Source organism: Vibrio sp. S12_S33 (assembly GCF_963889785.1).
GTDB lineage: Bacteria > Pseudomonadota > Gammaproteobacteria > Enterobacterales > Vibrionaceae > Vibrio > Vibrio aestuarianus.
On the sequence record NZ_CAWPQZ010000009.1, the window covers coordinates 90374 to 108634 of the forward strand.

The following is an 18261-nucleotide window of genomic DNA, read 5'->3' on the forward strand; positions in this document are numbered from 1 at the left end:
GAGGATCGCTTTTATTTTTTACGCCAACGATTTCTTCGCCCTGCTTTTACAGTACGACCAGCTATTTTTTCTGGTAACAAGGGAAGTTCTTCTTCAAACAATCTCCCTTGACCACCTTGAATACCAAGGTTTTGCAATGTTTGCCATTCTTGTTCAGTCTCAACACCAACAGCAATAACCTGTGTCTGAGTTCCACTACAAACACCAAGCATACTACGAACAAACAGTTGATTCTCATGCCTTTGGTCTATTTTTTTAACCAAACTGCGATGTAACTTTAGATAATCAATGTTTAAATCTTTTATGTAATGAGTGCTGACGATGGTTCTACCTGCTTGACTCACGACCACTTTAGCGCCTAGGTTTGAAATCATTTTTATCACAGGCCGCATATAATCAAGGTGCTGTACTAATCGCCCTTCTGGAAATTCAAATGAGAGCAAGCCCCTAACATCAGAAGAGAGTTGAAGTAACTCATATCTAAACCATTTGAAGTATGGTTTATCAGCAAAAGGGATTACGTGCATATTAACTGAAACCGGATCAGTAAGTTCTGATGTTTTTAATAAGCGCAGCACTTTCAATAGCACCGCACGATCCATCATCATTTCATAACCGACGGTTTCTAGCGCAGCATGAAACCGAGAAGCTTTGAGCACGCCCAACTCAGGATCATCAATACGAACAAATAATTCATTATGTACCCATTTTAAATCATTTGATTTTTCAATTAAATAACAAGACTGTCGGCACAACAAAATAGCATCTGGAGTAAGCACTTGATCAAACAAGGTTCTCCAACGAACATTTCCTCGCTCTTCTTGAATAAAATTGCTCTTTTTAAAACGACTCCAAGTATTCACACTTTGTAACTGCGCACTTTTCAGTGCAGTTTCAGCCTCATCCAATACTCGGCCACGTCGCTCGCCTTCGCTGTACATGCTGATACCAATGTGGCACCAATTTTCTGGATCAAGAGGCTCTGGAGGGTTAACACGTGCAAATAATTTCAGGCATTGCACTGCGATAGAGGCGACCTCTTTGACGCCCTGATGAGGCACAAAAATAGCAAAATCCGCATCGTAATAGCGCGACAATATAACATCAGGATAACGCTGTATCACATTAGAAATACTTTCACCCACTTCGACGATCAGCTCATCCGCGACTTTTTTACCGCACTCTTCGCACAGAGAATCCCAATCATCAATACGTATCATCAACACTCCACCACGAGCACCACTTTCAAGTAGAGCGGATTCCAATTTGCTATCAAATAATACGCGGTTAGCTGTTCCGGTCAGTTTGTCTAAGAAAGTCTGAGTACGAATGAAAGTATCGAATCGACTGCGCTCTTGACGGGCATCTTGCAGCTCATCAATTAACACATCAAGTGCTTCACTTGCGGTGTAAGGCCACTCACGGTGATCCCCTTGCGCATATTGCTCTACTCGACCAGCTAAGATCATACGACCACGCTCTTCAAGCAATTCAGATCCTATCAACTGCTCTTTCAACCATTTGATGCCTCTGATCAAACAGAAAACTATCAGCCCGACCGCTAGGGTAATGGACCACATCGCTCCTAACGAATAGCTGTAGCCAAGGTATGGAGGAATGGCTTTGAAAGAGACGCTATAACTGGGATTGCGCTGCAAGGGGATATCAATATGATAAAGACGCTCAGGTGCAATTGTTGAAGAGGTATCTTTAAAGCGATAGATAACACCCGCTTGTGAAGTTAGCTGCATCTCGACAATATTACTGGCTTGCAACATTTTAGGCATCCAACGTTGCATTGAATAGGCAGCGTCAGGGTCTTCCATTTCTTTGTCTACGACTTCCACAATCCCGGTCAGATAGTGATTGAGGTACTCTTGTCCTATACGCTGAAAAGACAAGGTTCCACCAATAAACAAAATAAACATCGCACTGGTAACGATTAAGGTAACAAATGTCCCTAAGCGCGTGCTCAGTTTCAATGTGGGGGTATACCGCATGAATACTGAATTCCTTTTCGATTCAAACCATATAAAAAGAAAATGTGCCGACAGATAAGAAAGTCTTAACTAGGGCGTGCTGACCTAATGATAACTATATAAAAAAGCCGCGGTTTTCGCGGCTTTTTTCGAAATTGGAGCGTTTAGAATGGGATGTCGTCATCAAAATCCATCGGCGGCTCGTTATATTGTGGCTGAGCCTGTTGAGGTGCAGACTGCTGCTTTTGAGGTTGCTGCTGCATCGCTGGTTGTTGAGGTTGTCCCCATCCACCTTGTTGCTGAGGCTGTGACATACCACCTTGTGCAGGTGCACCGCCTTGAGCACGGCCACCTAACATTTGCATTACGCCGTTAAAACCTTGAACAACAACTTCTGTTGTATAACGGTCTTGGCCACTTTGATCTTGCCACTTACGCGTTTGTAATTGGCCTTCGATATAAACCTGCGAACCTTTACGCAAGTATTCACCAGCGACTTCAGCTAATTTGCCAAATAGTGCAACACGGTGCCATTCGGTTTTTTCACGTTGCTCACCCGTTGCTTTATCACGCCATGACTCTGACGTTGCGATGGTGATATTTGCCACAGCACCGCCACTTGGCATATAACGAATTTCTGGGTCGTTACCTAGGTTACCCACTAAAATAACTTTATTTACTCCACGGCTTGCCATGTTTTGCTCCGTCTTCCATCATGAGTGTTCTAAAAATAGCTAACTAGGATACCACGCTTTACGCGGGGTACAAATATACATAGAGAGACTGACAAATATTCAGCACTATGCCCCACCCTTTTTCTCTTTTTTTAGAGCAGCTCCCTCAAAATTAATGGTGATAAAATACTCATTTACTTTCTCATATGAAACCAAACGCAATCTCGTTTCTTTGATTCGCATTATTTGGGCAGTTAGTTCATTTTCGCGACAGATGGATAATTGTTATCCACTGAGTAAATAAAGGATATCCCATTAACAGGACGTTAAAATGAGAAAAGCCAACTATACCCGCACCATTTATTTTTTGTGTTTAGATGCTCAAAGCTCCTCACCCTATATCGAACAGCTTACCTCGCTATTAGCGCTACCGATCCCCCAAATAGAGCCAGAAGCACTGCGCCAATCTAGCGGTTTTGACAAACATAAAATACTAATGATTGATTACGGTAACTATACACAACTTAAGCAACAGCTAGGCAATAACCCACTAAACAGCAATCACCACGAAACGATATTATTCAACGTATCACAGCGTCTTACCACCGATGAATTGCTCACATTTGGTCATTTAAAGGGGCTATTTTACCGTAGCGATAGTTTCGAAAGCATCGCACATGGACTCGGTGAGATCATTAATGGCCAAAACTGGCTACCTCGCCATGTCACCAGTCAATTATTGCATTATTACCGTTATACTTTTGAGTCTCATACTGCACAGGTCATTACCGATTTAACCGCTCGCGAGGTGCAAATTTTGCGTAGCCTTCAAACCGGAGCATCCAACAGTCAGATGGCTGAAAGCCTGTTCATTAGTGAGTTCACCGTGAAGTCTCATCTTTATCAAATATTCAAAAAACTCTCGGTAAAAAAACGCTCACAAGCGATCGCTTGGGCAAATCAAAACATACTATCTTAATTATGAGGCATGGCACAGAATTTCATCATCATCAAAGTGTTGATGATGATACCCACCAGTAAAGCGTGGTAAGGTTGCGCCATCTTCCAATTATTATTCACAATTATAAGGTTATAGCATGATCAAAAAGTGCCTATTCCCAGCCGCTGGCTACGGTACGCGTTTTCTTCCAGCGACTAAATCAATGCCAAAAGAAATGATGCCAGTGGTTAATAAACCACTGATCGAGTACGGCGTTGAAGAAGCGATTCAAGCCGGGATGACGGGAATGTGTATCGTGACCGGACGAGGTAAACACTCGATCATGGATCACTTTGATAAGAACTATGAATTAGAACATCAAATCAGTGGCACCAACAAAGAAGAGCTGCTGGTTGATATCCGTGAAATCATCGATACCGCTAACTTTACCTATATTCGTCAACGTGAAATGAAAGGCTTGGGTCACGCAATCTTAACTGGTCGTGAGCTGATTGGTGATGAACCTTTTGCTGTCGTGCTTGCCGATGACCTTTGTGTTAATGAAGAACGAGGTGTTCTGGCGCAAATGGTCGCTCTGTACAAACAATTCCGTTGTTCTATTGTTGCGGTTCAAGAAGTTCCTGACGATGAAACACACAAGTACGGTGTTATCTCTGGTGAGATGATTAAAGATGATCTATTCCGTGTTGATGACATGGTTGAAAAACCAGAACCAGGTACCGCGCCAAGCAACCTTGCCATCATCGGCCGCTACATCTTAACGCCTGATATTTTTGACTTAATTGAGCAAACAGAACCTGGTAAAGGTGGGGAAATCCAAATCACCGATGCATTGCTTAAACAAGCGAAGTCAGGTTGCGTGCTTGCTTATAAATTCAAAGGACAACGTTTTGACTGCGGTAGTGTTGAAGGCTATATCGAGGCCACTAACTACTGTTTTGAAAACATGTATAAGAAAAATGAGCAGAAAGTCGCGCTAGACAAACATTCAACGCACAAAGCTTAACTTACCTAAATTGTTCAGGCCTTAGTTGCTGTTTAGTTAAGCATCTTATGAAGCAAAATAGTTGCCAATAAAGCCACGTTAAACTGCGTGGCCTTTTAATTACTGTTTTTTTATCCAGTATCTATTTGCACAAAACTCACACTATGCAATACTTGCCACACTTGGTGTTACATAGAGCATAGATGATGGATAAAATCGAAGTTAGGGGCGCACGCACCCACAATCTAAAAAATATCAACCTGATTATCCCACGCGATAAATTAATCGTAATTACTGGACTTTCAGGGTCAGGAAAATCGTCGCTTGCCTTTGATACTTTATATGCGGAAGGGCAACGTCGCTATGTTGAATCTCTTTCTGCCTATGCTCGCCAATTCTTATCTTTAATGGAAAAACCCGATGTAGACCATATTGAAGGGCTTTCTCCAGCGATATCTATTGAACAAAAATCAACATCACATAACCCACGTTCGACAGTCGGCACTATTACTGAAGTCTACGACTATTTACGCCTACTTTATGCTCGTGTTGGTGAGCCTCGTTGCCCAGAACACAAAGTGCCATTAAGCGCACAAACCGTTAGCCAAATGGTCGATAAGGTTCTTGAGCTCCCCGAAGGCTCAAAAATGATGCTGCTAGCGCCCATCGTCAAAGAGCGCAAAGGTGAGCACGTCAAAACATTGGAAAACCTTGCAGCCCAAGGTTTTATTCGTGCCCGTATAGATGGTGAAACTTGCGATCTTTCCGATCCTCCAACACTAGAACTGCATAAAAAGCACACCATTGAAGTAGTGGTTGATCGCTTCAAAGTTCGCAACGACTTACAGCAACGCCTCGCTGAATCTTTTGAAACCACTCTTGAGTTATCTGGCGGTATTGCAGTCGTAACGGATATGGATGGTAAAGGGGAAGAAATTGTATTTTCGGCTAACTTTGCCTGCCCACATTGTGGTTACAGCATGCAAGAGCTTGAGCCTCGACTGTTTTCGTTCAATAACCCAGCAGGGGCCTGCCACACCTGTGATGGCTTAGGAGTACAACAATACTTCGATCCTGAACGCGTAATACAAGACAGCAATTTGAGTTTAGCGCAAGGAGCGATTCGCGGGTGGGATCAAAAAAACTATTACTACTTCCAAATGCTCACCTCACTTGCAACACATTATGATTTTGACTTGCATGTGCCATTCAAAAAATTACCGAAAAAAGTCCAAGAGATCATTTTAAAAGGCTCTGGCAGAACTGAAATCGAGTTCAATTATATCAATGACCGTGGTGACATTCGTGTTAAACGCCACCCATTTGAAGGGATTCTTAATACCCTTGAGCGCCGTTACCGTGATACAGAATCAAATTCGGTGCGTGAAGATTTGGTGAAATACATTTCAACCAAACCTTGCACCAGTTGTGATGGTACACGCCTACGTGTTGAGGCTCGCAATGTGTTTATCAACAATACGGCACTACCTGAAGTGGTTGAGCTTAGTATCGCCGACGCGCTGCAATTCTTCCAAACCTTAGCGCTGACTGGGCAAAAAGCACAAATTGCTGAAAAGGTAATGAAAGAGATCAATGATCGCTTACACTTCTTGGTCAACGTAGGGCTTAACTACCTAAACCTCTCTCGCAGCGCTGAAACACTCTCGGGCGGTGAAGCCCAACGTATTCGACTCGCAAGTCAAATTGGTGCTGGCTTAGTCGGTGTAATGTACGTTTTAGATGAACCGTCAATTGGTCTCCACCAGCGTGATAACGAACGGCTATTGAAAACATTGACCCATCTGCGCGATCTCGGCAATACCGTGCTGGTTGTGGAGCATGATGAAGACGCAATCCGTATGGCTGACCATGTCATCGACATTGGTCCAGGAGCTGGTGTTCATGGGGGGCAAGTAGTAGCGGAAGGAAATGTCGACCAAATCATTGCCAACCCTAACTCACTTACAGGTCAGTATCTCAGTGGCGTAAAAGAAATCGCCATCCCTCAGCAACGTACTCCGAGAGATCCAAAGAAAACCGTTGAGCTTATTGGTGCATCAGGCAATAACTTGAAAGATGTCGATTTATCGATACCTGTAGGTTTATTTAGTTGCATCACTGGTGTTTCTGGTTCTGGTAAATCCACCCTTATCAATGACACATTTTTTAAGATTGCTCATACCGCTTTAAATGGTGCTACTACTGCTACACCAGCCCCCTACAAGAAAATAAAAGGGTTGGAACATTTTGATAAGGTTATTGATATCGACCAAAGCCCAATAGGCAGAACACCGCGCTCAAATCCTGCGACCTATACAGGCATTTTTACACCAATTCGTGAGCTATTTTCCGGAACTCAAGAATCACGATCTCGTGGTTATAAACCGGGCCGCTTTAGTTTCAACGTGCGTGGTGGTCGCTGCGAAGCTTGCCAAGGTGATGGTGTTATCAAAGTAGAAATGCATTTCTTACCTGATGTTTACGTCCCTTGCGATGTATGTAAAGGCAAACGCTATAACCGTGAAACGCTAGAAGTACGCTACAAAGGCAAAGCGATTGATGAAGTACTCGAAATGACGGTAGAAGATGCGTATCAATTCTTTGAACCAGTTCCCGTCATTGCGCGTAAGCTAAAAACATTAATTGATGTCGGCTTATCCTATATTCGTCTCGGACAAGCGGCCACAACCCTGTCAGGGGGGGAAGCACAACGAGTCAAGCTAGCTCGTGAGTTATCTAAACGTGATACCGGTAAAACCTTGTACATCTTGGATGAACCAACAACAGGTCTTCACTTCCACGATATCCAACAACTGTTGATTGTCCTGCACCGCCTACGTGACCATGGCAATACCATGGTGGTGATTGAGCACAATTTAGATGTAGTGAAAACCGCAGACTGGATCATTGATTTAGGGCCAGAAGGTGGTCAAGGTGGTGGCCAAATTATTGCCCAAGGGACTCCAGAAGATGTCGCACAGGTCGACATATCTCACACAGCTCGCTTTCTTAAGCCTATGTTGAAATAGAAAAAAACGGTAGAGTAGAGAGACCAGCACTCACGATGGCTGGTTTCTTTTCAACTGGAACGTGAGACCTATGGCTACATTGCATCTAAGCGGTACGCAGCTTGAGAACCAAGCACCAGCAATTCCTTTAAATAAACCTTTTTTATTTTCGATTAGCATCATCTATTTACTGGCAATGCATTTTTTTATGCCTAACCCTGGTGGTTCAGGTTTAGCGCTATCTTTTAACCCAACAACTTGGTTAACGCTGAGCATCACGCTCTCGTTGGGTTTATATCAACTGGCTTCTAACCGTCGGCTACGTTATTCCAAATTAACTATCGGCTTGTTGATTAGCTGCATCATTATGACCATTCCACTGCTTTACACCAATGCGTCACTGGAACTCTCAGTCAGCCGCTTGGTAGGGCTATGGTGCGGGCTATTGCTTTTTGTCTTACTACAACAATTCCGTTTTAGTAACAAACATAAACAGCGATTACTGTGGTTTATTGTATTAGGCGTGTTGATTGAAGCTCTGTTTGGTTTCTATCAGTATTTTCTATTGCAACCAAATAACCTATTTGGTTATAACACTGAGGTAAATCGGCCTTACGGCATTTTTCAACAACCTAATGTCATGGCAAGTTTTCTTGCTACTGGCTTGGTGATTTCCGGTTACCTGCTTGCTCGCCAACCAAAAAAATACAATCAACAATTAAGCGCAGTAAGCCTTTTATATTTCACTCCGCTTTTAACCGCACCGTTATTGGTCGTACTAGCCTCTCGTACTGGCTGGCTTGGTGCAATATTAGGGATTATGTTCGTTCTCCCTTACCTATTTCGATTCTCGACACCAAAACGCTTTTGGGGATGGAGTGCTGCAACATTAATCGGTATCTTGCTCGGTATTGCTGCAATGTATACTCAGGGAAGCGATGGGTTTGTTAGCAATAAAGCCGATCTAGAAAGCCCTCGCCGTTACACCTTTCCTCAAACGCTCGACATGATCATTGAAAAGCCATTTACAGGTTACGGCTACGGTAAGTTTGAAGCGGAGTATTTACTTTATACCGCAAGACAACATCAGCTAAATTCAAGTTATCATCCGGGGCTCCATTCCATGGATCACCCACACAATGAATTACTGTTGTGGGGGGTCGAAGGCGGGTTACTGCCTGTCATCGGAATATTATTGGCGATTGCCTTCGTAATGATGAGGATATACTCAGCCAAGAAAGGAACAAGGCTCGCAGTGTTTGCCTTGTTTATTCCTATCGTCTTACACAGCCAACTGGAATATCCGTTTTATCACTCAGCGGTGCATTGGATAACCTTTATCATCTTGCTTTTTTGGGTTGATCAACGTGTTGCCAAATATAAATACGCACCATTTAGCTCGGTGAGTAAGTCATTACTGAGGGTCATAAGTTTAGTGGCTCCTGTACTGACGGGTTTTTACATGGTGAGTGCACTGCACACTAACCATGTGCTCACTCAGTTTGAAAAATCTCAACCACCAAACCCTGATATCTTACAGAAGGTCACCAATCCTGTAGTGTGGAGAAATCGCTTTGATTGGGATGTGTATAGCACCTATCTCAATATTGGTTTATATACTCAAGACCCCGAACTTATAACGCCTTATATAGATTGGTCATTAGAGATCATTAAGCACCAACCTCGACCTACCTTCTACAGTAATTTGGTGATTGCTTACCAAGGCATTGGCGATGATAGTCGTGCCGAGCAAATTCGCTCGGAGGCCCAATTTCTATTTCCCGACATAGATTTTAGTTCCGTGCAATATATTCGACCATCTAGTGCAGCTTCAAGTAGTGTGCAAGCAACAGCTACTGAATAATTGCCTAACTATGACCAGTAGAGTAACCATTAAGGCTGCTCTACTGGTTTTATTCTACTCAGTTAAAGACTCTTCTAACGCCCGCAAACACAAGGCTATATTTTCTCTACGAGCCCCATAGCCCATTAAGCCAATACGCCAAGCTTTACCCGCAAGTGCGCCTAAACCAGCGCCAATTTCCAAATTATATTCACTGAGCAAGTGGGAGCGAACCTTCGCATCATCAACACCTTGAGGAATATATACCGCATTAAGTTGCGGCAACCGACTTTGCTCTGGCACCACAAAGTTAAAGCCAAGTTTCTCTAAGCCTTGTTTTAACTTTTCATGCATATCACGATGACGAGACCAAGCTTGCTCTAGTCCTTCATTTTTTAACATTAATAGCGCTTCGTGTAGCGCATATAAGCTATTGACTGGTGCGGTGTGATGATAACTGCGTTTACCTTCTCCACTCCAATAGCTGAGCACCAAGCTTTGGTCTAAAAACCAACTTTGTACAGGTGTCGTGCGTGATTGAATTTTCTCAATCGCTTGAGCGGAAAAAGTCAACGGCGATAAGCCAGGGGGACAAGATAGACATTTCTGGCTACCAGAATAAACGGCATCTAACTGCCATTTATCGACATAAAGTGGCACACCGCCTAGAGATGTTACCGCATCTACAATACTCAATATGTTATTTTGCTTAGCCAACTGACCTAACGCTTGTGCATCACTTAATGCCCCGGTTGATGTCTCCGCATGCACAAATGCCAATATTTTTGCGTCGGGGTTCGCCTTGATCGCTTGTTCTACTTTATCAACCGAAACTGGCATCCCCCATTCATCATCAACCAACACGACTTCCCCGCCGCAACGAATGACATTTTCTCGCATTCGCTCACCAAACACACCATTGCGGCAGACAATGACTTTATCACCCGGTTCTATTAAATTGACGAAACACGCTTCCATACCGGCACTGCCTGGCGCAGAAACTGCTATCGTGAATTCATTTTGCGTTTGAAATGCATATTTAAGTAGCTGTTTGAGCTCATCCATCATCTGAATAAATAACGGGTCTAAGTGACCAACGGTTGGACGACTTAGTGCTTGCAATACTTGTGGGTAAATATCTGAAGGACCAGGTCCCATCAAGATCCGTTGTGGTGGGTTGAAACTGGTAATGGACATAATTGCTCCTTGCTTGCGGCCAAATGTGGAAAACCAGAGTAAAGCAAAAATCACCTAGCAACAATTCGACAGAAGTCTAGAGGTCAAACCAGAGTCACAATCTGGTTAATTTTATTTTACATTTGAACTTAATTAGCAATTGACATTAATAGTTCAAAAACGTTCAATGAATGAGCTATCTAGCAGAAGAGGAGCACTGCCCAGGCAGATGTTTTGTGGAGCCTCAACTCCAAAACAAAGCATTGATGGGGAGCAGTGCCGAGATGAACCAAGGTTGTGGATTTGGTTTGTCGGTTGAATGGGCTGAATCCCTTCAACTGTCATTAGCCGCGCTGATGAAGAGCTTCTGAGGTAAACCAATCAAAAACACCTCTTTATATGCTCTAGAAATTTCTCTTCAAACATTGGACGTTGGAACACCAACACATTTTTATTTTAGGAAGTCGTGGGAGAAATGCTGTGAGCGCATTCAATGTAGCCAAGTTTGGCGGAACAAGTGTAGCTAACTTTGAAGCAATGAGCCGTTGTGCTGCTGTTATCGAAAACAATCCAAATACAAAATTAGTGGTTAGCAGTGCATGCTCTGGTGTCACTAATTTGTTAGTTGAGTTAGCCAGTGGAGTTCAAGATGCTGAGCAACGTTTGGCGATCATCAAACAGTTAGCCGATATCCATCATGCCATCATCGATCAACTAGCCCAGCCAGCTCAAGTTGAAAAAGAAGTACATTCAATTTTAGACATGGTTGCTAGTGTTGCAGAAGCCGCCTCTTTTCAATCAAGTAAAAAATTGACTGACCATCTCGTTGCGTGCGGCGAATTAATGTCGACCTTTATTCTTACCCAATTGATGCGTGAACGAGGTATGGAAGCGGTGCGTTTTGATATCCGCGAGATCTTGCGCACCGATGATCATTACGGTCGTGCTGAGCCTCAGTTAGAGCAAATAGCATTACTTGCTAAACAAAAATTAACGCCATTATGTCAACAGCACGTAGTGGTAACGCAAGGCTTCATTGGTTCTGATGAACAAGGAAACACTACCACCCTTGGCCGTGGTGGTAGTGATTATTCAGCCGCTTTAATTGCAGAAGCAGTCCAAGCGTCAGGTTTAGAAATTTGGACCGATGTACCTGGCATTTATACTACCGACCCTCGTATTGCGCCTAATGCTGCACCGATTGCTGAAATCAGTTTTAGTGAAGCGTCTGAAATGGCGAATTTCGGTGCCAAAATTCTCCATCCCTCGACATTGTTACCAGCATTACGACATGACATTCCTGTATTTGTAGGTTCATCGAAAGAGCCAGAAAAAGGTGGAACTTGGATTCGCAAACGTGTCGAAAGCTCGCCACTTTTTAGAGCCTTGACCTTACGCGGCAACCAAACTATGGTCACACTGCGTAGTGCTAGCATGTTCCATGCTTATGGCTTTTTGTCGAAAGTGTTCGAGATTTTAGCCAAACACAAAATTTCAGTAGATCTGATTACCACTTCTGAAATCAGCGTATCCTTAACATTAGACAAAACCGATACTTCCGGGGGTTCACCAGAATTACCACAAGCTGTTCGTCAAGAATTGGAAGAATTATGCACTGTCGATGTTGAACATAACTTAAGTTTAATCGCACTGATAGGCAATAACATGAGTAATAACAAAGGTTACGCCAAGCAGGTATTTAGCACGTTAGAAGACTTCAACATGCGTATGATTTGCTACGGTGCGAGTCCGCATAACTTATGTTTCTTGCTGCATGAATCGGTATCAAAAGCCGCTATTCAGAAACTACACCAAGAGCTGTTTGAGAAATAATCTAAAGTGCTTTGCTCAATAATTTGAGTGCCACAAAAAGACAGAGGTTGGATATTCCAACCTCTGTCTTTTTTACCTTAATCTAAATTAGGCCCTAACCATTTTTCTGCTTCTTGCTCGCTCCAGCCTTTACGCTGCGCATAATCTTGCATTTGATCTTGCTGTATTTGTGCGATGGCAAAATAACGAGAATCAGGATGAGAGAAATACCAACCAGATACCGAAGCCCCTGGCCACATGGCATAACTGGTGGTTAGCGACATATCAATCGCTTGCTCAACATTGAGCATTTCCCATAAAGTTCCTTTCTCTGTATGTTCAGGACACGCTGGATAACCCGGAGCTGGGCGAATACCTTGATACTTTTCACGAATCAATTCGTCATTCGATAAGTTTTCATCTGTAGCATAACCCCAAATATCTTTACGAACTTGCAGGTGTAAATACTCAGCAAAAGCTTCCGCCAAACGATCCGCTACGGCTTGGATCATAATCGCGTTGTAATCATCACCATTTGCTTTGTATTGATCGGCCAATTCACGCTCACCGATACCACCAGTAACCGCAAACGCACCGATCCAATCTTTCTTGCCTGATTCTTTAGGTGCTATGTAATCAGATAGGCAGTAGTTAAATCCTTTCGGCTTCTCAGTTTGTTGACGCAAATTATGCAAAACATGAACAACCTCAGTACGGGACTCATCACTGTAAACTTCGATATCATCACCAATACTGGCCGCAGGAAATAAGGCGCACATGCCACGAGCTTCGAGTAAACCTTCTCGCTCGACACGATCAAGTAACTCGTTGGCATCCTTAAACAGACGCAGAGCTTCTTCACCCACCTCTTCATGATCAAAAATTGCCGGGTATTTACCCATCAACGACCATGTCATAAAGAACGGAGTCCAATCGATATACTGGCGTAACGTCGAGACATCAAAATCATTAAACACATGCACACCAGGTTTAATTGGCACTGGTGGTGTATAGCTATCCCAATTAATCGCGACTTTGTTAGCGCGAGCCTGCTCTAAGGTGACAGGTTTAGTACGCGGACGCTTACGAGCGTGTTGGTCACGCACAACGTCATAATCAGCCTGAAGCTTTTCAACAAAAGCTGGCTTTTGTGTCTCAGACAGTAGCGCCGAACAGACCCCAACTGCACGTGAAGCATTGTTTACATATACCACCGGATGTTGGTAATTTTGTTCTATCTTCACGGCAGTATGCGCTTTCGATGTGGTTGCACCACCAATCAAAAGTGGTAAATCAAAACCCTGACGTTCCATTTCTTTCGCGACATGGACCATTTCATCCAATGACGGTGTAATAAGGCCAGATAAACCAATAATATCAACGTTCTCTTCTTTGGCTACTTTGAGTATTTTCTCGCACGGCACCATCACCCCAAGGTCAATAATTTCGTAGTTATTGCATTGCAATACCACACCAACAATATTCTTACCGATGTCATGCACATCACCTTTTACGGTTGCGAGTAGAATTTTACCGTTGGTTGAACCTGCTTGTTTCAATGCATTGATGTAAGGCTCTAAGTGGGCAACCGCCTGCTTCATAACTCGCGCAGACTTAACCACTTGAGGTAAGAACATTTTACCCTCACCAAATAGGTCACCAACTACATTCATGCCATCCATTAATGGGCCTTCAATCACCTCTAATGGTTTGCTCGCATTCAGACGGGCTTCTTCAGTATCTTCAACGATAAATTCTGTAATTCCTTTAACTAACGCATGCTCTAAACGCTTTTCAACCGACCATGTTCTCCACTCAAGTGCACTCGCATCTTCTTCTTTTCCTACGCCTTTATCGGCATATTCAGCCGCAATATCTAATAAACGTTCAGTACTGTCGTCTCGGCGATTTAGAATTACATCCTCTACGGCATCCCGCAGCTTTTCTGGAACATTGTCGTAGATCTCCAATTGACCAGCGTTGACGATCCCCATATCCATACCATTTTTAAAACAGTGGTAAAGGAATACCGCGTGAATTGCTTCACGAACATAGTTGTTACCGCGGAAAGAAAACGAAACGTTGGAGACTCCACCGGAGATCATGGCGTAAGGTAAATCGCGCTTGATGTCTGCAACCGCTTCGATAAAGTCAACGGCGTAGTTGTTATGCTCGTCAATTCCCGTAGCAACAGCAAAAATATTTGGATCAAAGATGATATCTTCTGCGGGGAAACCAACCTCATCGACCAAAATACGATAAGCATTGGTACAAATTTCGATTTTCCGTTGACGTGTATCAGCTTGGCCCACTTCATCGAAAGCCATCACGATAACCGCCGCACCATAGCGACGGATCAGCTTCGCTTGTTCAACGAATTTTTCTTTACCTTCTTTCAAAGAGATCGAGTTAACGATGCCTTTACCTTGAATACATTTAAGACCGGCCTCAATGACTTCCCACTTAGAAGAGTCAACCATAATAGGCACTTTTGATATTTCAGGCTCAGAAGCACATAGATTAAGGAAACGCACCATGCACGCCTCGGCATCAAGCATCCCTTCATCCATGTTGATATCGATGATTTGAGCACCATTTTCGACTTGCTCACGCGCTACGTGTAGCGCTTCATCGTATAGCTCTTCTTTGATTAATCGTTTGAAACGTGCGGAACCCGTTACGTTTGTTCGCTCGCCAACATTAACAAATAATGTCTCTTTCGCGATGGTTAACGGCTCCAAACCAGACAAACGACACGACTTTGGCAATTCCGGCAAAGAGCGAGGCTTCACTCCTTCAACTGCTTGTGCCATTTGTCGAATATGTTCTGGCGTTGTACCACAGCAACCACCAACTAAATTTAGAAACCCAGCTTGCGCCCACTCAGCGATATGCTCTGCCATCTCTTTCGCTTCCAGATCATACTCACCAAATGCATTTGGTAAACCGGCATTAGGGTGCGCTGAAACGTAGCATTCAGAGATACGTGACAACTCTTCAACATATTGGCGTAGCTCATCGGGACCTAGAGCGCAGTTTAAACCAAAGGAGATCGGCTCCACGTGGCGAAGCGCATTGTAGAACGCTTCTGTTGTCTGCCCTGAAAGGGTACGACCAGAGGCATCAGTTATCGTCCCTGAAATCATCACAGGCAACTTATAACCGAGCTCTTCAAAAACCGTATCGACGGCGAAAGCACACGCTTTGGCATTTAATGTGTCAAAAATGGTTTCAATAAGAATTAGATCACAGCCACCTTTAATTAAAGCTCGTGTTGATTCTGAGTACGCTTCAACAAGTTGATCAAAACTGACATTGCGGAAGCCAGGATCATTCACATCTGGAGAGATAGAACAGGTACGGTTGGTTGGACCGAGTACACCGGCCACGTAACGGGGTTTATGCGGTGTTTTAGCGGTCCATTCATCAGCGACTTCACGCGCTAATTTTGCAGCAGCAAAGTTGATTTCATCACTGATGGCTTGCATATCATAGTCAGCCATTGCGATAGTCGTCGCATTAAAGGTATTGGTTTCAAGAATATCAGCACCGGCCTCTAAATAAGCACTGTGGATCTCTTTTATCAATTGAGGCTGCGTCAATACTAGGAGATCGTTATTGCCTTTTAGATCACTTGGCCAATTAGCAAAACGTTCTCCTCGATAATCTTGCTCTTCAAGCTTGTAACCCTGAATCATGGTGCCCATACCACCATCGATCAACAATATTCTTTGTTGCAATTGAGCTTCAATTTGACTCTTCACTTTTCTTCCCACAGTACAGCCTCATTCCTTTTCGTTATTTCCACATCCTATCATATAACCGTTAGAAATCTAGACGTCTAAACAGCACTTTAATCGCTGCTTGTTGTTAACTCTGATGTAATGAAAAAGTGTTTGCTATTTGCTCATCATAGAAGGAGAATTTGTTCATATTTTGTTACACACTGAGAAAAAAATGTCGGTCTACTATACTTTGTGCTTCCTATCGGCAGCCGCGATGATGATTGCTTTCTTAAACAGTAAGATAGGAAAGATGCAAACCACCATTGCTATCACCGCAGGCTCTATGATGCTTTCGTTATTAATCTTAATTGCGGGTCAAAACGATTGGTTTCATCTCACTGAAATTGCTATCGATACCGTTAATAGCATCAACTTTGAAAATTTTTTACTCAAAGGGATCCTAGGCTTTCTTCTTTTTGCGGGTGGCTTAGGTATTAAACTGCCTAATCTTAAAGATCAAAAATGGGAAATAACCGTTCTCGCACTTGGAGCAACATTATTTTCAACCTTCTTCATTGGTTTTGGCCTCTATGGCTTCTGCCAACTGATCGACATTCAATTTGACCTTGTGTATTGCTTATTATTCGGCGCGCTGATTTCACCAACCGACCCAATCGCTGTGTTAGCCATTGTCAAAAAACTTGATGCGCCTAAACGTATCTCAACTCAAATTGAAGGGGAATCTCTCTTCAACGACGGTTTTGGTCTAGTTATCTTTGTCACAATATTTACTATCGCATTCGGTACAGAAACTCCGACCGTTGGTAGTGTTACTATGCTGTTTGCACAAGAAGCTATGGGGGGAATTATCTACGGCCTAGCTCTCGGTTTATTATTTCACTACCTTATTAGCGCGACTAATGACCACTCCATGGAGCTGTTATTAACCATCGGTATTCCAACCGCTGGTTACGTTTTTGCAGATGTCATTCATGTCTCTGGGCCACTCGCAATGGTGGTATCAGGTATCATGATCGGTAACTGGACCCGCTTTATCGGTTTCTCAAAGGAAAGCGAAGAGCATTTAGATCACTTCTGGGAGTTAGTTGATGAATTTCTCAATGGGGTATTGTTTCTATTGATTGGTATGTCGATGCTACTCTTCCAATTTCATGAAGAAGATTGGATGTTAATGGCATTTTCCGTTCCGCTTGTGTTATGTGCTCGCTACCTTAGCGTTTTCTTATCGTACATTGGCTTTAAACGTTACCGAAGCTATAACCCATGGTCGATTAAGATTCTTACTTGGGGAGGACTACGCGGAGGATTAGCACTAGCAATGGCTCTATCGATTCCCTCTGGAATTTTAGTCATTCCGGATAAGCTTATCGATGTAAAAGAACTGATACTGGTTATGACGTATGCCGTTGTAGTATTTTCGATACTGATCCAAGGCTCAACCATTACTCCTTTGATCGAAAAAGCGAAACAGGCTGAAAAACAAAGGGAAGCCACTGAATCGACAGTAGTCCAAGAACAAGAAAGTTAATCCCGATTCGAATGCATCTCACAATATCTGTTGAATCACCAAGTCGATACCACTGCGTGTCGACTTTTTTAAATCTAAAGTATTTGATGATTTAAAAATTTAAAATAGAAACCATTCTTAGGCTCTAATGCCGTTCACTTAAGGTGAGCGGCATTAGGAACTAAAAGCTGGCTCTGCGATCAGATCTTTCGACCAAGAGAGAACAATCGCAAAGGAACCAGCTATGCATAAACTAGTAGACTTATTTTGCCATATCGATGACTTTTATAAGGCTTTTCTACCTCAGTGGCAAAAACTTCAGCTTGAAAGCGGCGAACAAAAGCGCAACCGCAAAGGCAGGATGTCCGAAAGCGAAATCATGACAATCATTATCGCTTTCCATATGTCTCATCAGCGTGATTTCAAAAACTTTTACCTTGGGGTCGTGCGTCGCCACTACAAGAGTTATTTCCCAACTCTGCTCAGTTACACACGGTTTCTTGAAGTAATGCCTTCAGTTCTTGTGCCACTCAGCTCTTTCTTTACCCATGTCAAAGGTGAACCGACAGG

Annotated in this window: 10 protein-coding genes, 1 pseudogene and 1 riboswitch; of the genes and pseudogenes, 7 read left to right on the forward strand and 4 right to left on the reverse strand. The window is 43.2% G+C overall.

Annotation, left to right across the window (positions count from 1 at the left end):
- Positions 1–11: 11 nt before the first annotated feature.
- Positions 12–2000 (reverse strand): RNase E specificity factor CsrD, encoded by a 1989-nt coding sequence (csrD, locus tag AACW06_RS06555; RefSeq protein WP_192074478.1) that lies wholly within the window; start codon positions 1998–2000, stop codon positions 12–14.
- Positions 2001–2143: 143 nt separating this feature from the next.
- Entirely contained in the window at positions 2144–2674 is a 531-nt protein-coding gene (locus AACW06_RS06560; protein WP_192074479.1) for a single-stranded DNA-binding protein, read from the reverse strand.
- Between the two features lie 310 nt (positions 2675–2984).
- Between AACW06_RS06560 and AACW06_RS06565 the strand changes: the two genes are divergently transcribed.
- The 4 genes from AACW06_RS06565 (at position 2985) to AACW06_RS06580 (ending at position 9471) form a co-directional block, all read left to right on the forward strand.
- Positions 2985–3632 (forward strand): LuxR C-terminal-related transcriptional regulator, encoded by a 648-nt coding sequence (locus AACW06_RS06565; protein ID WP_192074480.1) that lies wholly within the window; start codon positions 2985–2987, stop codon positions 3630–3632.
- Between the two features lie 118 nt (positions 3633–3750).
- Positions 3751–4620, forward strand: a complete 870-nt coding sequence (galU, locus tag AACW06_RS06570) for a UTP--glucose-1-phosphate uridylyltransferase GalU (RefSeq protein WP_192074481.1) — start codon at positions 3751–3753, stop codon at positions 4618–4620.
- A 185-nt stretch (positions 4621–4805) separates the two neighbouring features.
- Positions 4806–7628: an excinuclease ABC subunit UvrA gene (gene uvrA, locus AACW06_RS06575; protein WP_192074487.1), complete on the forward strand. Its 2823-nt coding sequence runs from the start codon at positions 4806–4808 to the stop codon at positions 7626–7628.
- A gap of 70 nt (positions 7629–7698) precedes the next feature.
- Positions 7699–9471 (forward strand): PglL family O-oligosaccharyltransferase, encoded by a 1773-nt coding sequence (locus tag AACW06_RS06580; RefSeq protein WP_192074482.1) that lies wholly within the window; start codon positions 7699–7701, stop codon positions 9469–9471.
- A 54-nt stretch (positions 9472–9525) separates the two neighbouring features.
- Here the strand turns inward: AACW06_RS06580 and AACW06_RS06585 are convergent, their stop codons facing one another.
- Positions 9526–10647: a pyridoxal-phosphate-dependent aminotransferase family protein gene (locus tag AACW06_RS06585; protein WP_192074483.1), complete on the reverse strand. Its 1122-nt coding sequence runs from the start codon at positions 10645–10647 to the stop codon at positions 9526–9528.
- Between the two features lie 178 nt (positions 10648–10825).
- Positions 10826–11001, forward strand: a riboswitch (Lysine riboswitch).
- A gap of 105 nt (positions 11002–11106) precedes the next feature.
- Between AACW06_RS06585 and lysC the strand changes: the two genes are divergently transcribed.
- Positions 11107–12459 carry a lysine-sensitive aspartokinase 3 gene (gene lysC, locus AACW06_RS06590; RefSeq protein WP_192074484.1) on the forward strand — a complete coding sequence of 451 codons (1353 nt, stop codon included), beginning with the start codon at positions 11107–11109 and terminating at the stop codon, positions 12457–12459.
- Between the two features lie 77 nt (positions 12460–12536).
- On the opposite strand, the gene metH is transcribed toward lysC, so the two are convergent.
- Positions 12537–16214 (reverse strand): methionine synthase, encoded by a 3678-nt coding sequence (metH, locus tag AACW06_RS06595; RefSeq protein WP_192074485.1) that lies wholly within the window; start codon positions 16212–16214, stop codon positions 12537–12539.
- A gap of 181 nt (positions 16215–16395) precedes the next feature.
- Between metH and AACW06_RS06600 the strand changes: the two genes are divergently transcribed.
- Entirely contained in the window at positions 16396–17712 is a 1317-nt protein-coding gene (locus tag AACW06_RS06600; protein WP_172532129.1) for a cation:proton antiporter, read from the forward strand.
- Positions 17713–17935: 223 nt separating this feature from the next.
- A pseudogene (locus AACW06_RS06605) lies at positions 17936–18261 on the forward strand (IS982 family transposase); the annotation flags it as partial.

What these genes read in the sequence shown, in the direction of transcription:
- AACW06_RS06600 (WP_172532129.1), top strand. Translation starts at nt 16,396, where the DNA reads ATGTCGGTCTACTATACTTTGTGCTTCCTATCGGCAGCCGCGATGATG.
- AACW06_RS06585 (WP_192074483.1), bottom strand. Translation starts at nt 10,647, where the DNA reads ATGTCCATTACCAGTTTCAACCCACCACAACGGATCTTGATGGGACCT.
- AACW06_RS06580 (WP_192074482.1), top strand. Translation starts at nt 7,699, where the DNA reads ATGGCTACATTGCATCTAAGCGGTACGCAGCTTGAGAACCAAGCACCA.
- AACW06_RS06560 (WP_192074479.1), bottom strand. Translation starts at nt 2,674, where the DNA reads ATGGCAAGCCGTGGAGTAAATAAAGTTATTTTAGTGGGTAACCTAGGT.
- csrD (WP_192074478.1), bottom strand. Translation starts at nt 2,000, where the DNA reads ATGCGGTATACCCCCACATTGAAACTGAGCACGCGCTTAGGGACATTT.
- galU (WP_192074481.1), top strand. Translation starts at nt 3,751, where the DNA reads ATGATCAAAAAGTGCCTATTCCCAGCCGCTGGCTACGGTACGCGTTTT.
- AACW06_RS06565 (WP_192074480.1), top strand. Translation starts at nt 2,985, where the DNA reads ATGAGAAAAGCCAACTATACCCGCACCATTTATTTTTTGTGTTTAGAT.
- uvrA (WP_192074487.1), top strand. Translation starts at nt 4,806, where the DNA reads ATGGATAAAATCGAAGTTAGGGGCGCACGCACCCACAATCTAAAAAAT.